The sequence below is a fragment of the Afipia sp. GW821-FHT04G03 genome, assembly GCF_059419985.1.
In genome coordinates, this window is record NZ_JBWKSV010000003.1 from 765,019 (window position 1) to 778,590 (window position 13,572).

At 61.7% G+C, this 13,572-nt stretch carries 14 protein-coding genes and 1 tRNA gene; 8 read left to right on the forward strand and 7 right to left on the reverse strand.

Features of this window, described 5'->3' with window-relative positions:
• Positions 1–6: 6 nt before the first annotated feature.
• The 6 genes from AC07UB_RS18045 to AC07UB_RS18070 all read right to left on the reverse strand — a co-directional run bounded on the left by AC07UB_RS18045 (position 7) and on the right by AC07UB_RS18070 (position 4,628).
• A complete protein-coding gene (locus AC07UB_RS18045) occupies positions 7–876 on the reverse strand; it encodes a metal ABC transporter permease (protein ID WP_494654754.1) in 870 nt (289 codons plus the stop codon).
• A 5-nt stretch (positions 877–881) separates the two neighbouring features.
• Positions 882–1,634, reverse strand: coding sequence for a metal ABC transporter ATP-binding protein (locus AC07UB_RS18050; RefSeq protein ID WP_492790824.1), 753 nt, complete (start codon positions 1,632–1,634; stop codon positions 882–884).
• 2 nt (positions 1,635–1,636) lie between these two features.
• Complete coding sequence (locus AC07UB_RS18055) at positions 1,637–1,849, reverse strand: hypothetical protein (RefSeq protein WP_494654752.1); 213 nt, start codon at positions 1,847–1,849, stop codon at positions 1,637–1,639.
• Positions 1,850–2,220: 371 nt separating this feature from the next.
• Positions 2,221–2,595 (reverse strand): fluoride efflux transporter CrcB, encoded by a 375-nt coding sequence (gene crcB, locus AC07UB_RS18060; protein ID WP_494654234.1) that lies wholly within the window; start codon positions 2,593–2,595, stop codon positions 2,221–2,223.
• Positions 2,596–2,666: 71 nt separating this feature from the next.
• Positions 2,667–3,266 (reverse strand): superoxide dismutase, encoded by a 600-nt coding sequence (locus tag AC07UB_RS18065; protein WP_494654233.1) that lies wholly within the window; start codon positions 3,264–3,266, stop codon positions 2,667–2,669.
• Between the two features lie 120 nt (positions 3,267–3,386).
• Complete coding sequence (locus AC07UB_RS18070) at positions 3,387–4,628, reverse strand: MFS transporter (protein WP_492790828.1); 1,242 nt, start codon at positions 4,626–4,628, stop codon at positions 3,387–3,389.
• A 111-nt stretch (positions 4,629–4,739) separates the two neighbouring features.
• Between AC07UB_RS18070 and AC07UB_RS18075 the strand changes: the two genes are divergently transcribed.
• The gene (locus AC07UB_RS18075) at positions 4,740–5,264 is read left to right on the forward strand and encodes a GNAT family N-acetyltransferase (protein WP_494654231.1); all 525 of its coding nucleotides are present in this window, start codon (positions 4,740–4,742) and stop codon (positions 5,262–5,264) included.
• Between the two features lie 64 nt (positions 5,265–5,328).
• Here the strand turns inward: AC07UB_RS18075 and AC07UB_RS18080 are convergent.
• Positions 5,329–5,405, reverse strand: a tRNA-Met gene (locus tag AC07UB_RS18080).
• A gap of 318 nt (positions 5,406–5,723) precedes the next feature.
• Here AC07UB_RS18080 and AC07UB_RS18085 point away from each other — a divergent pair.
• The 7 genes from AC07UB_RS18085 to AC07UB_RS18115 all read left to right on the forward strand — a co-directional run bounded on the left by AC07UB_RS18085 (position 5,724) and on the right by AC07UB_RS18115 (position 13,357).
• Entirely contained in the window at positions 5,724–7,148 is a 1,425-nt protein-coding gene (locus tag AC07UB_RS18085; protein ID WP_494654229.1) for a coniferyl aldehyde dehydrogenase, read from the forward strand.
• Positions 7,149–7,209: 61 nt separating this feature from the next.
• On the forward strand, positions 7,210–8,817 hold the full coding sequence (locus AC07UB_RS18090; RefSeq protein WP_494654227.1) for a GMC family oxidoreductase: 1,608 nt from the start codon (positions 7,210–7,212) through the stop codon (positions 8,815–8,817).
• Between the two features lie 73 nt (positions 8,818–8,890).
• Positions 8,891–9,676, forward strand: coding sequence for an SDR family oxidoreductase (locus AC07UB_RS18095; protein ID WP_492790832.1), 786 nt, complete (start codon positions 8,891–8,893; stop codon positions 9,674–9,676).
• A gap of 75 nt (positions 9,677–9,751) precedes the next feature.
• Positions 9,752–10,609 carry an MBL fold metallo-hydrolase gene (locus AC07UB_RS18100; protein WP_494654225.1) on the forward strand — a complete coding sequence of 286 codons (858 nt, stop codon included), beginning with the start codon at positions 9,752–9,754 and terminating at the stop codon, positions 10,607–10,609.
• A 106-nt stretch (positions 10,610–10,715) separates the two neighbouring features.
• The gene (locus AC07UB_RS18105; RefSeq protein ID WP_494654223.1) at positions 10,716–11,558 is read left to right on the forward strand and encodes a fumarylacetoacetate hydrolase family protein; all 843 of its coding nucleotides are present in this window, start codon (positions 10,716–10,718) and stop codon (positions 11,556–11,558) included.
• A 71-nt stretch (positions 11,559–11,629) separates the two neighbouring features.
• Positions 11,630–12,247, forward strand: coding sequence for a glutathione S-transferase family protein (locus tag AC07UB_RS18110; protein ID WP_492790835.1), 618 nt, complete (start codon positions 11,630–11,632; stop codon positions 12,245–12,247).
• A 15-nt stretch (positions 12,248–12,262) separates the two neighbouring features.
• A complete protein-coding gene (locus AC07UB_RS18115; RefSeq protein ID WP_494654221.1) occupies positions 12,263–13,357 on the forward strand; it encodes a hypothetical protein in 1,095 nt (364 codons plus the stop codon).
• Positions 13,358–13,572: the final 215 nt, after the last annotated feature.

A 13,572-nucleotide genomic window follows, 5' to 3' on the forward strand; every position in this document is an offset into this window, starting at 1 on the left:
TTCCGATCACGCTTCGAGATGGCGGCCGGGAAACAATTGACGCACGAGGCCGCTGACGCTCCCGAACAGCACCGAGATCACGTACAGCGCCGCCGCGACCAGAATGATCGCCGGGCCAGACGGCACCTTGGTGTGGAACGATAGCAACAGCCCCGCATAGCCCGACAACGTGGCGCTTGCGACCGCGATGCCGATCATGCCGGTAATGTCGCGCGACCAGAACCGCGCGATGCCGGCGGGCAGCACCATCAGCCCTACCGCAAGCAATGTGCCGAGCGCGTGAAAGCCGTTGACCAGGTTGATCACCACAAGCGCGAGAAACGCCAGATGCGCGGGCGCGCCGGCGCGACTCACCGTGCGCAGGAATACCGGATCGACGCACTCGATCACCAGCGGCCGGTAGATGATCGCAAGAATGAGAAGCGTGATGGTGGCATTGAACGCAATCACCAGCAGGGTCTGGTCGTCCATTGCCAGGATGTTGCCGAACAGCACATGCAACAGATCGATGTTGGTGCCCTTGATGGACACGATGGTCACGCCGAGCGCCAGCGACACCAGATAGAATGTCGCCAGTGAGGCGTCTTCCTTGAGTTCTGTGGTGCGCGCGACCACGCCCGCAAGAAACGCAACCGCGAATCCCGCCACCAGTCCACCGAATGTCATCGCGAACAGATTGAGGCCGGACAACAGGAAACCGATGGCTGCTCCCGGCAAAATCGCGTGCGCCATGGCATCGCCGACAAGGCTCATCCGCCGCAGCATCAGGAACACGCCAATCGGCGCGCCGCCCAGCGCCAGCGCGATCACGCCGGCCAGTGCGCGGCGCATGAATTCGAATTCGGTGAAGGGCGCGATCAGCGCGTCATAGACCATGAGACTCACGCCGCCTGCGATGGAGTATCGGCGCAGGGCGCGGCGCCGTCGTCAAAGGCTTCGCACATATGCCGTGCGGCCAGCAGATTTTCCGGCGTCAGCACTTCCAGGGTCTTGCCCCATGCCACCTTCGAGCGCGCCAGCAGCAGCGTTTCCGGAAAATTCGCACGCACGAGGTCCATGTCATGCAGCGCCGCCAGCACGGTGCGCTGCTCCGAATGCCAGCGCCGCACCAGCGCAATCAGATCGGACGACGTCTTGGCGTCGATGGCGTTGAACGGCTCATCCAGCACGATCATGCGCGCGTCCTGCAACAGCACGCGGGCAAACAGCATGCGCTGCATCTGGCCGCCCGAAAGCGTGCCGATCGGACGGTTCTCGAAGCCGCTGAGGCCGACGGCGGCGAGCGCGTCCCGGATTCGCCGCTGCTCGTCCTTGCCGAGCCCGCCGAAGATTCCCTTGCGCCGCCAGAGGCCCGTGCCGGTGAAATCGTAGACCGAGATCGGAAAGCTGCGATCGATGTCGGCAGTTTGCGGCAGATAGGCGATGTCGCGCGGATCGAGACCACCGAGCCCGATCACACCCGCGAGCGGCTTGAGAATACCGACGATGCCGCGAAACAGCGTCGACTTGCCCGCGCCGTTCGGACCGACCACCGCCACCAGCGAACCAGCCGCGACCTCGCCGCTGAGATGATGCACGGCCGGATGACGGTCGTAGCCCAGGGTCACGTCGCGAAGCTTGATCTGCGCCGCCATGCTCACCTCATCGCCACCAGAACGACCGTCCACAGGGCGGCGCTGATGACCATGGCGGCCGCCAGGCGTGCGCCCAGCGTCATGCGCAGAATCGACCACGCCACCGGCTGTGCGGGGTGCGGCGACGCAGGGCCATGACTGTGCGTGTGGCTGTGCGGATGATCGTGCCCGTGGGCGTCGTCATGAGTGTGGGTGTGCCCGTGGGAATGGGCCATGGTGGAGCTTTCCAGATCGGTGGACCGGGGCTCGGAACCCCTCAATTCACTCGGAATGTTATATTATAACATAACCCAAGTCCACGGTTCCGCGATGACAGCCGGGACTTACCGCTTACCGATCATCATGCAGATAGTCCGCCGCCAGAAGCCAAAACAGGTCGATACAGCGGTCCGGAACCGGACGAATCGGCCGACATAAAGAGATTTCCCGCAAAATGAGCCACTGGGCCGCAAACAGGCCCTCGCCACGGCATAGGCGACCACCTGCGGCGCGACACCGCCACTCTTGAACGCAACAGCCTCAATTGAAAGGCCCGCCACCGGCCCGCCAAGGGTCACCGGGGGTCGCTACGCCGACAAGAGGCCGCTCAGGCCAAGTGCCGAAACAGCGCGAGACCGGCTACCAGCCCCGCGATCGACAGAACCACCGACCCCACCGCGTAAAACGCAGCAAGGCCGAGTTCGCCCCGCTCATAAAGCAGCACCGCATCCAGCGAGAACGCTGAGAACGTGGTGTAGCCGCCGAGGATGCCGGTCATGATGAACAGCCGCCAAGGCTGCGACGCCTCGCCCTTGAAGGCGAGGTATCCGGCGATGAGGCCCATCACCAGCGATCCGGTGATGTTGATCACGAAAGTACCGTAAGGAAAGTTGGTGCCGCACGCACGGGCGCAACCGACGTTGATCGCATGTCTGAGCGAAGCGCCCAGTCCGCCGCCGAAGAAAACCAGAATGTAGCTCATGAGAAATTCATCGGAGTTGCTTCAAAAAAAGGGGCCGCGAATCGCGGCCCCTTGATTTCAATCCGGGTGTCTTACACTGCTTTTACAAACAGGGACTCGACGTATTCCCAGTTCACGAGGTGATCGACGAACGCCTTGAGATAATCAGGGCGGCGATTGCGATAGTCGATGTAGTAGGAATGCTCCCACACATCGACGCCGAGAATCGGAGTCGCGCCGTGCACCAGCGGGCTTTCGCCGTTCGGCGTCTTGGAAATCTCGAGCTTGCCGTTCTTTACCGAGAGCCACGCCCAGCCGGAGCCGAACTGGCCGACGCCGGCCGCTGCGAAATCGGTCTTGAACTTCTCGATACCGCCGAGATCTTCGTCGATCTTCTTTGCGAGCTTGCCGGGGAGCTTGTCGCCACCGCCGTTGGGCTTCATCCAGTTCCAGAAATGGAGATGGTTGTAGTGCTGCCCCGCATTGTTGAAGAGCGGCGCGTTCTTTCCGAACGAGCCCTTCACGATGTCCTCGAGGGACTTGCCCTCGAACTCGGTGCCTTTCAGCAGGTTGTTGCCGTTGGTCACGTAAGCCTGATGATGCTTGTCGTGGTGATACTCGAGCGTCTCCTTCGACATGTAAGGCTGGAGCGCATCATGGGCATAAGGCAAGTTTGGGAGAGTGAAAGTCATGGGTCTACTTCCGCAAATTGTGAGTGACGACGTGTCAACGCGGCGCACTATAGAAGGTTTCCCGGGGAGGGAAACAGGTAAGCCGCGAGGAATAGCCGCAGATCGCGGCGAGCCGTACGCTCAAGCTGCTTTGGGCAGGGCTCCGGCCAGTTCATCCTTCGCCTTCGGCGGACGCACATTCATCAGCATCTGGACCGATCCCGCGATCAATCCAATGATGACCGCGCTTTTCCACGCCAGATCGTAGCTATGAAGGTGATCGAAGATCAGGCCGCTGCCCCATGCGCCGATGAACGATCCGACCTGATGGCTGAAGAAAGCGATGCCGGTCAGCGTCGCCATGAAACGCAAGCCGAACAGTTGCGCGACGAGGCCGTTCACCAGCGGAATGACGCCGAGCCAGAGCGAGCCCATCACTGCCGCGAAAATGAGGGTCGAAGTCGGCGTCGCCGGGAGGATGAAATAAACCGCGATCGCCAGTGAACGCACGATGTAAATGCCGCCGAGCAGAAGTTGCTTGGGATAACGTCCTCCGAGCCAGCCGAACGCATAAGACCCGAAAACATTGAACAGTCCGATCAGCGCCAGGGCCTGCGCGCCGAGCGACGGATCGAGGCCGCAGATCGCAAGATAGTTCGGCAGGTGTGTCGTGATGAAGACAAGCTGCAAACCACAGACGAAGAACGCCACGGCCATGATGACATAGCCGGAATGGCCGAGCGCCGACTGCACCACCGCGCCCAGCGAGAGATTCAGATCATCCGCCTTGTCGATCTCGATCTTGTCGGCCTTGCCCGCGCTGAACGCCGACGGCAGCATGACGAAAGCCAGCCCGAGGAAACCGACCAGCGCGATCTGCCAGCCGGCATTGGAAATCAGCGCCTGAGCCATCGGCGACGCGATGACGAGGCCGATCGAGCCGGCGGCGGAAATTGCTCCCATGGTGACGCTGCGCTTGGCGGCGGACACCGCGCGCGCCGACACCGTCATGCTCATGCTCGACGCCGTGCAGGACAGCGCGATGCCGACGCAGATGCCGGCGCCCAGGGTGAACATCAGCGCTGTGGTCGAGAAAATCATGGTGACGAGGCCGAGCATGTAGATGACGACGCCGGCGAGCATCACATAGCGAGAACCGTAACGATCCGCGAACATGCCGACGAACGGCTGCGTCACGCCCCAGACGATGTTCTGGATTGCCGTCGCGAGCGAGAAGTCGGCGCTGGTGATCTGGGTATCATGCAGGATCGAGGGCTGGAAAAGCCCGAAGCTCTGCCGCATACCCATCGACAGGCTCAACATCACGGACGCGCCGATCAAGATGGACCAGCGCTGATAGGAGCTGAGTTGAGCGGCCTGCATAGTGGAATCTTCCCTTAAGATCACTAAAACAGAATGATTGCATCGGAATCGTCATTTTACCATCCGATCAAAACACAACGCTGATGTGCACGGACCTTGGTGAGCAAGAAAATGAGCATCGAGATCGATATTGCGACCGGAGATTCCAGTTGGCCTGCCGCAAAGCCTCTGCTCTCGGCGGTGTGGCCGCCCGAGGTCGTCAAGGCATTGCCGTGGGGGCACATCGGGTTTGCCCATCCTGACCTCCGGGTGATGATCGAGATGGACGGTGAGGTCGTTTGCCATGTCGGGATCACCCGCCGCACCGGCACCTGGAATGGCCGCAAGGTGACCATCGGCGGGATCGGCAGCGTGGCGACGCGCGAGGACTGCCGCCGGCGCGGTTATGCGGCGCTGGCGATCAACGCGGCAATCCACACGCTGACCGAGGAGCGCGGCACCGATTTCGGCATGTTGTTCTGCGAACCGCACAACGCGGCGCTGTATGAAAAGCTCGGCTGGCAGAGCTTCAACGGCCCCGTCTACGCCGAACAGCCCGACGGGCGCGCACCGTTCACTGCGATGGCGCCCTACGTCCTCAAGATCAAGCGCCTGCTGCGCGAAGGCACCATCGATCTCTGCGGCCTGCCGTGGTGAAACGACAACATTGGTGAAAAACAAAAAGCCCCTGAAAACATCACGTTTTCAAGGGCTTGGTGTTTGGTTGCGGGGATAGGATTTGAACCTATGACCTTCAGGTTATGAGCCTGACGAGCTACCGGGCTGCTCCACCCCGCGATAAACCGTTGCGCGCCTTCAAAAGCGGACGGACGACGTTTCAACGCCGATGGCGTCGATCCAACCCGTCCGGAGGCGAGAGAAGGCTGCCAGGGCAAACGCCCATGGTGCGAGGGGTATGTACCAACGGCACCCTGCTTTGGAAAGGCCTGTGGGCGATCTTTTTCACGAATTTATGACGCCTGACCGCAATGCCGCGCTTCTTGTCTCGGCTCTCTGACGCCCCCTGCGGCAGACTTGCCAATACGTTTGCGAAAGACCAGCCTTGAAACGGAACCAGCTGAGCACCGGTACGCAAAAACCGGGCGGGAGGAACCGATGAACCAGGCCGTGAGGAATCCCGCCGCCGGCGGCATAGACGACATTTTCCGCCGCGCCGTGGCCTTGTCGCGGGCGGCGGCGCCCACCCTCGCCGAGCGGCGCGACCGGCTCGCCCGTCTGCGCGCTATTGTCGCCGACAATGAAAAGAAATTCGCCGAGGTGATTTCCGCGGATTTCGGCAACCGCTCCTCGACGGAAACGCTGATTGCCGAGACGCTATTCGTGCTCGCCGAGATCAAGCACGCCACCAAAAACCTCAGCCGCTGGATGGCGCCGAAACACGTCGCCACCGAGCTGCAGTATTTTCCCGCAAAAAACAAATTGCTGCCGCAGCCGCTCGGCGTGGTCGGCATCATCGCGCCATGGAATTACCCGCTGCAACTGACACTCGCGCCCGCCATAGCCGCCATCGCGGCCGGCAACCGGGTCATGATCAAGCCGAGCGAACTGGTGCCGCGATTTTCCGCGTTACTGCAAAAACTGATCGCGGAAAAATTCGACGACACGGAATTGATGGTAACCGGCGGCGACATCTCGGAACAATTCGCCGCCCTGCCGTTCGATCATCTGATCTTCACGGGCTCGACCCGCGTCGGACGGCTGGTGGCCGAAGCCGCTGGCCGCAACCTGACGCCGGTTACACTCGAACTCGGCGGCAAGTCGCCGGCGATCATCGACCGCACCGCTGACATCGCCGAGGCCGCCGAACGCATCGTCTACGGCAAGCTGATGAATGCAGGACAAACCTGCATCGCGCCGGATTATGTTTTGATCGCGCGCGGCAGCGCGGATGAATTCGTCGCCAAGGCGAACAGCGCGGTCGCGCGCATGTTCGGCACCAGCCCCGGCAACAAGGACTACACCTCGATCGTTTCCGACAGGCACTATGCGCGGCTGGAAAGTCTGGTGGAGGATGCCGCCGCGCGCGGCGCGACTATCGTACAACCCGCGAAAGCAAGCGATCCCGACTGGAAGACGAAACGCAAGTTTCCGCCGACCTTTGTGAGCGGCGCGACCATCGACATGAAGGTGATGCAGGAAGAAATCTTCGGGCCGATCCTGCCGGTGCTCGCGTGCGACACGACTGATGCCGCGATCGACCACATCAACGCCAACGATCGCCCGCTGGCACTCTACTGGTTCGGCAAGGACAACGCGGCGCGCGACGAGGTTCTCGCCCGCACGGTGTCCGGCGGCGTCACCATCAACGACTGCCTGTTTCATTTCGTGCAGGCCAATCAGCCGATGGGCGGCGTCGGCGCATCGGGCATCGGCGCCTATCACGGCGAATGGGGTTTCCGCGGCTTGAGCAAGATGAAGCCGGTGTTCTATCGCTCGCCGCTGAACCGGCTCGCCGATCTGTATCCGCCTTATGGCAGCAAGATCGCGCGCCTGATCAAGCTGCTGCGTTTCATGTCGTAAAATTTCGGGGTTGGGTACGACCGGCATCAATGCCGGCGTAAAAAATTTGTCGGGGGCAACGATGGCGGACACATTCGATTACGTGGTTGTGGGCGCGGGCTCAGGCGGCTGCGCCGTCGCGAGCCGCCTGTCGGAAGATCCCAACGTTTCGGTCGCTCTGCTGGAAGCCGGCGGCAAGGATGACAACTGGGTCGTCACCACGCCCGGCGCGCTGATCCTGATGGTATCCGGCCCGGTCAACAACTGGTCGTTCAGCACCGTACCGCAGCCCGGCCTTAACGGCCGCATCGGGTATCAGCCGCGCGGCAAGGGCCTCGGCGGATCATCGGCCATCAACGCGATGTGTTACATCCGCGGCCACAAGGCCGACTACGACCGCTGGGCATCGATGGGCAATACCGGCTGGTCCTATGCGGACGTGCTGCCCTACTTCAAGCGCTCCGAAGACAACAGCGAACTGGACGGCTTCTATCACGGCAAGGGCGGACCCTTGAGCGTCACAAAGCTTCAGACCGACAATCCGGTTCAGGAGATTTACCTGCAAGCTGCGCGCGAGGCGCAGTTCCGGATCAATGAGGATTTCAACGGCGAGGAGCAGGAAGGCCTCGGCGTCTATCAGGTCACGCAGAAAAACGGCGAACGCTGGAGCGCCGCGCGCGGATACATTCATCCCTTCATGGAATCGCGCAAGAACCTGCATGTGATCACCGGCGCGCACGCGACACGCATCCTGTTCGACGGCAAGCGCGCCACCGGAATCGAATACCGGCAGGGCAAGGAAACCCGGCAGGTTCATGCGCGGCGCGAGATCGTCCTCGGTCTTGGCGCATTCCAGACGCCGCAACTGCTGATGCTGTCCGGCGTCGGAGATCAGTCCGAACTCGCCAGGCACGGCATCGCACCGGTGCATCACCTCCCCGGCGTCGGCAAAAACCTGCACGATCATCCCGATTTCGTATTCGGGTTCCGATCCGGCAATCCGAATTTCACCGGGCTAACGCTCAAGGGGATCGGCCGTATCATCAAATCGATCTTCCAGTATCGCCGCGAGCGGCGCGGCGCGATGACATCGAACATCGCGGAGTGCGGCGGATTTCTCAAAACGCAGCCCGACCTGGAATTGCCCGATATCCAGCTTCATTTCTGCATGGCGGTGGTGAACAACCACGGCCGCACTCCGTTTTTCGGAAACGGCTTTTCGTGTCACGTCTGCCTGCTGCGCCCGAAAAGCCGTGGCAGCGTCTGGCTGCAAAGCGCCGACCCGATGCAGCCGCCCGCCATCGATCCGAATTTCTTCGGCGACCCTGCCGATCTTGAGGCGATGGTCGCGGGCTTCAAGACCACGAAGCGTTTGCTCGATGCGCCCGCTCTGAAAGCAATCCAGACCTCGGATGCATTCACCGCTGGCGTGGAGTCCGACGACGATATCCGCACCGCTTTGCGCGCGAGAACCGACACGGTCTATCACCCCGTCGGCACCTGCAAGATGGGCGTCAACGATCCGATGGCCGTGGTCGATCCAACGCTCAAGGTCTATGGCATCGAGGGGCTTCGTATCGCCGACGCATCGATCATGCCGGATGTGATTGGCGGCAATACCAACGCACCAACGATCATGATTGGCGAAAAGGCCGCCGACATGATCAAGGCAGAGATGCGCCTGCACTGATTGCGCGGAATGCGCAGATCGGGCAATACAGCGGACGCCATCAACCAAGAAACGCAACAAGAGGAGCGATACAATGGATCTCGGAATTTCAGGACGGCGAGCGATCGTGTGCGCGGCGAGCAAGGGATTGGGGCGCGCCTGCGCCATCGCGCTCGCCAATGAAGGCGTGCACGTCACCATCACCGCGCGCGGCGCGGAAGCGCTGGCGAAGACGGCGGCGGACATCCGCAAGGCGAACCCGAAAGTGACGGTGACGGAAGTCGTCGGCGACATCACCACGCTGGAGGGACGCGAAGCCGCGCTCAAGGCCTGTCCCGATCCGGACATTCTGATCAACAACGCAGGCGGCCCGCCGCCCGGCGATTTCCGCAACTGGACACGCGACGACTGGATCAAGGCGATCGACGCCAACATGCTGACGCCGATCGAACTCATCAAGGCCACCGTCGACGGCATGATGGCCCGCAAGTTCGGCCGCATCGTCAACATCACATCGGCCGCGGTGAAGGCTCCAATCGATATTCTCGGATTGTCGAACGGCGCGCGCAGTGGTCTCACCGGTTTCGTCGCCGGCCTGTCGCGCAAGACGGTGATCGCCAACGTCACCATCAACGGCCTGCTGCCCGGCCCGTTCGACACCGACCGCGTTCGCGGACCGATGCTCGAAGCTGCCGCAAAGGCACAGGGCATTTCGCCGGACGAAGTGCTCAAGCAGCGCATGAAGGCAAATCCCGCAGGACGGTTCGGCGATCCGGAAGAATTCGGCCTCGCCTGCGCATTCCTGTGCGGTGCGAAATCCGGCTTCATCACCGGCCAGAATATCCTGCTCGATGGCGGCGCCTATCCCGGCACGATGTAACGCATTGAGCCCCGGTTCTGACGGACACAGAGCCGGGGCTGTACTGCGGAAAACAAAACACCGGGAGCAGGCTTGATGCACTGGACCGTGGGCCGGGTCAAAGTCACCAGAATCGTGGAAGCCGCAACCGTCGGCGGCACGCGATTTATTCTCCCGCAGGCAACGTCTGAAGAAAACCAGAAAATATCCTGGCTGGCGCCGCATTACGCGACGCCCGAAGGCCGCCTCAAGATGAACGTGCAATCGTGGATCATCGAGACACCGGCGCGAAAGATCATCGTCGATACCTGCTTTGGCAACGGGAAATCGAACCGCTCCATGCCGGGCTGGAACAATCTCGACACGCCATATCTCGATGATCTTGCAGCAGCAGGCGCTCCTGCGGATGCCATCGACATTGTCCTCTGCACGCATCTTCATGTCGATCATGTCGGCTGGAATACGAAGCTTGTGAACGGTCAATGGGTGCCGACGTTCACCAACGCCCGCTACGTGTTCGGCAGGACCGAATACGATCACTGGGCCGCGCACAGCACTGAGGGCGAGCACAAGGCGGTGTTCGAGGATTCGGTTCAGCCGGTCGTGGCAGCGGGATTGGCCTATCTGGTGAGCAGTGACCATCGCATTTGCGACGAGGTGTCCCTGATCGCGACGCCCGGCCATAGTCCCGGCCACATGAGCGTTCTCATCAGGTCGGACGGCGCGGAGGCGCTGCTGACCGGCGACGTCGCGCACAATCCCTGCCAGATGGCGCATCCCGGCTGGTCGTCCACGGTGGATTCCGACCCGATCCAGTCCATCGAGACGCGGAAAATGCTGTTCTCGCGCTTTGCGGACACGCCAACGCTGGTGTTTGGCGGCCATTTCGATCCGGGACATCTCGTGCGGGACGGAGATGCCTTCAGACTGACCGCGGAGCGCAATCACAATTGACAAGAACGCACTGCACACAGAGCGGTTGAGGTTGAATTTCCCTGCGCCGTGTCGCATGAAACATCCGACGAATGGAATATCGGACAAGAACAAAGGGGAATAGCCTATGAAATTGGTTCGTTATGGCGCCGTGGGCCAGGAGAAGCCCGGACTGATCGACCGCTCCGGCCGCATCCGCGACCTGTCGGCGCAGGTCAAGGACATCACGGGCGAAGCCCTGTCCGCAGCGGGGCTGGCCAAGCTCGCCGCCCTCGACCCGGCCTCTCTTCCTCTGGTTGACGGCAATCCGCGCCTCGGCGCACCGGTTTCGGGATTCAGCAAGTTCCTGGCTATCGGACTGAACTATGCCGATCACGCCGCCGAGGCAGGAATGGCGATTCCGTCGGAGCCGATCGTTTTCATCAAGGCCAACACCAGCCTCTGCGGGCCGAATGACAACGTCGAAAAGCCGCGCGGATCGACCAAGCTCGATTGGGAAGTCGAACTCGCGATCATCATCGGCACTCGTGCCAAGTATGTCTCCGAGGCCGACGCGCTGAAGCATGTCGCGGGCTACGCGGTCTGCAACGATGTCTCGGAGCGGTTTTTCCAGATCGAACGCGGCGGACAATGGACCAAGGGCAAGTCGCATGACACCTTCGGCCCGCTCGGCCCATGGATCGTGACCGCCGATGAAATCCCGGACCCGCAGAAACTCGGCATGTGGCTCGACGTCAACGGCACGCGCTGCCAGACCGGCTCGACCGCCACGATGATTTTTGGCGTTGCCAAGATCGTCTCCTATCTGTCGGAGATCACCACGTTGCTCCCGGGCGACATCATCACCACGGGCACTCCGCCCGGCGTCGGCATGGGCATGAAGCCGCCGAAATTCCTCAACGTCGGCGACGTCGTCACGCTCGGCATCGACGGCCTCGGCGCGCAGCGCCAGGAAATCGTCGCGGCCTAAGCTGCATTCCATGTCAGGCTCCGGCGTTCGCGCCGGAGCCTGCGGCTTATTTTCTTCAGCAGGAACGCTCCATGAAACTTGCCTATTCACCGGCGTCGCCGTTTGCGCGCAAGATCCGCATCGCGGCGATAGAGCTTGGCCTGTTCGACAAGATCGAGTTTGCCGTTCCGATCAAGGCGATCCCGGTCACCGAAAACGAAGAGTATGCGCGCAACATCAGCCCGCTGCGAAAAATTCCCGCGCTGATCCTGGATAGCGGCCAGGTCATCGTCGATTCCTACGTGATCGCCGAATATCTTGACGAACTGGCCGGCGGCAAGCTGATCCCTGCATCCGGACCCGCGAAATGGCAGGTCAAGACCGATCATTCCATCCTTCAGGGCATGCTGGATGCGCTGCTGCTGTGCCGCTATGAGAAGATGTTGCGGCCACCAGAATTTCTCTGGGCTGGATGGGCCGACGACCAGTTCAAGCGCGCATGGGATGGTCTGGCGCGCTACGAAGCGCATCCCGACGTTCTGACGCGCAAGCTGGACATCGTGCAGATCGGCATCGTCTGCGTGCTTGGCTACCTCGATTTCCGGTTTCCCGATTGCGGCTGGCGCAAGACGTTTCCGAAGCTCGACGCATTCCATGAAAAAATGATGCAGCGGGAATCAGTCAGAACCACCGTGCCGCCGCCGGCCTGAGCCAAAGAGGCGACGATGAACGACCGCGCGGACGAGACAAACTTCAAAGCCTGGCACGCGGTCGCCGATCTTTACCACGGTTACTTCACCGGCCTGATCATGTCGGTGGTGACCAGGCGCAGCACCGCCGACGCGGCGGAGTTTGTATTTCGTGTTTTCCGCCGCCAGCACCACGAGCGCTTTCTCGCCGGCATCGAAAAATTCGGACTGACGACGGCACCGCACGCGGTCGCTGCTGCGCAGTATCATTATCTCAGCAATCAAATCGGCGGCGTGAATGTCGAGTACATGCGCGAGTCCGACCGCAAGGCCTGGATACGCTATCCGCCGCCGCGCTGGATCTGGCGCGGCACCGCCGCCTGCGCCGTTCCCGGCGACGTCTCGACGGCGATGCTGCGCGGCTGGCACGCGCATAACGGCGTGTCGTTCAAGAACCCGCGGCTCGGTTTCGTCTGTACGAAGCAGACCGTCGACGGCCAGAACGGCCTCGAGGGTTTTTATTACGAATATGACCGCGATCTTGCGCCCGACGAGCGACTGACCTTCGCACGGCAGCTCGAAGCGCCGCTGTTCGATCCGGCAGCCGCGCCGAAGCTCGCGACTGCGGCGTGGCCGCGATCGCGCCTCGAAAAAGCCTACCGCAACTACGCGATGGAATATGTCCGCTCCGCGTTGCCGGTGATGGTGCAACTGTTCGGGCCGCACGATGCAGGACATCTGCTGCACCTGACAGGGCGGCTGATCGGGATGCAGCTTTACACCGATCTCGCCGCGGATTTCCCCGCACTTCAGAACCACAGCCCCCAAGGCTTCGGCGCATTTCTGCTCGGGCTGCTCCGGTCGCAGGGCGACGACGCCGACATGACCACGGTGAACGGTGCCGTCACGGTGACACAGGCACAATGGAGCCTGATCGCAGGCGTGCCCGACTATCATCCTGCGTGCCTGAAAGCGCTCACAGGTCTGGTCGAAGGATTGATGGACGCGCATGACCGGCGACTGTCGCTCGGCTTCGCAACGGCAGGATCCGAAAGCGTCCCCGGCCCGCTGACATGGACGATCCGGTCGCGTCCGCTCGGCGCAACGGACGACGGGCGGTTTCCGGCGTAATCTCGTTATCCGAATCTCAAACAGCCCACGCCGATCTCGCGGCGCAAATCAATGCGTCCGAGCTTTGTAAAACTCCAGGTCTCGCGCGGACGCGCGAACGATGGAGCGGCGGGAGGCGCCAAGGTGCTTGCGAGGCACTGACCTGATGGATATTTTGGACCAGCGGGATGGAGATTACTGCATGGCCGCGTTCCGATCCAGATGCAGTATTTCCG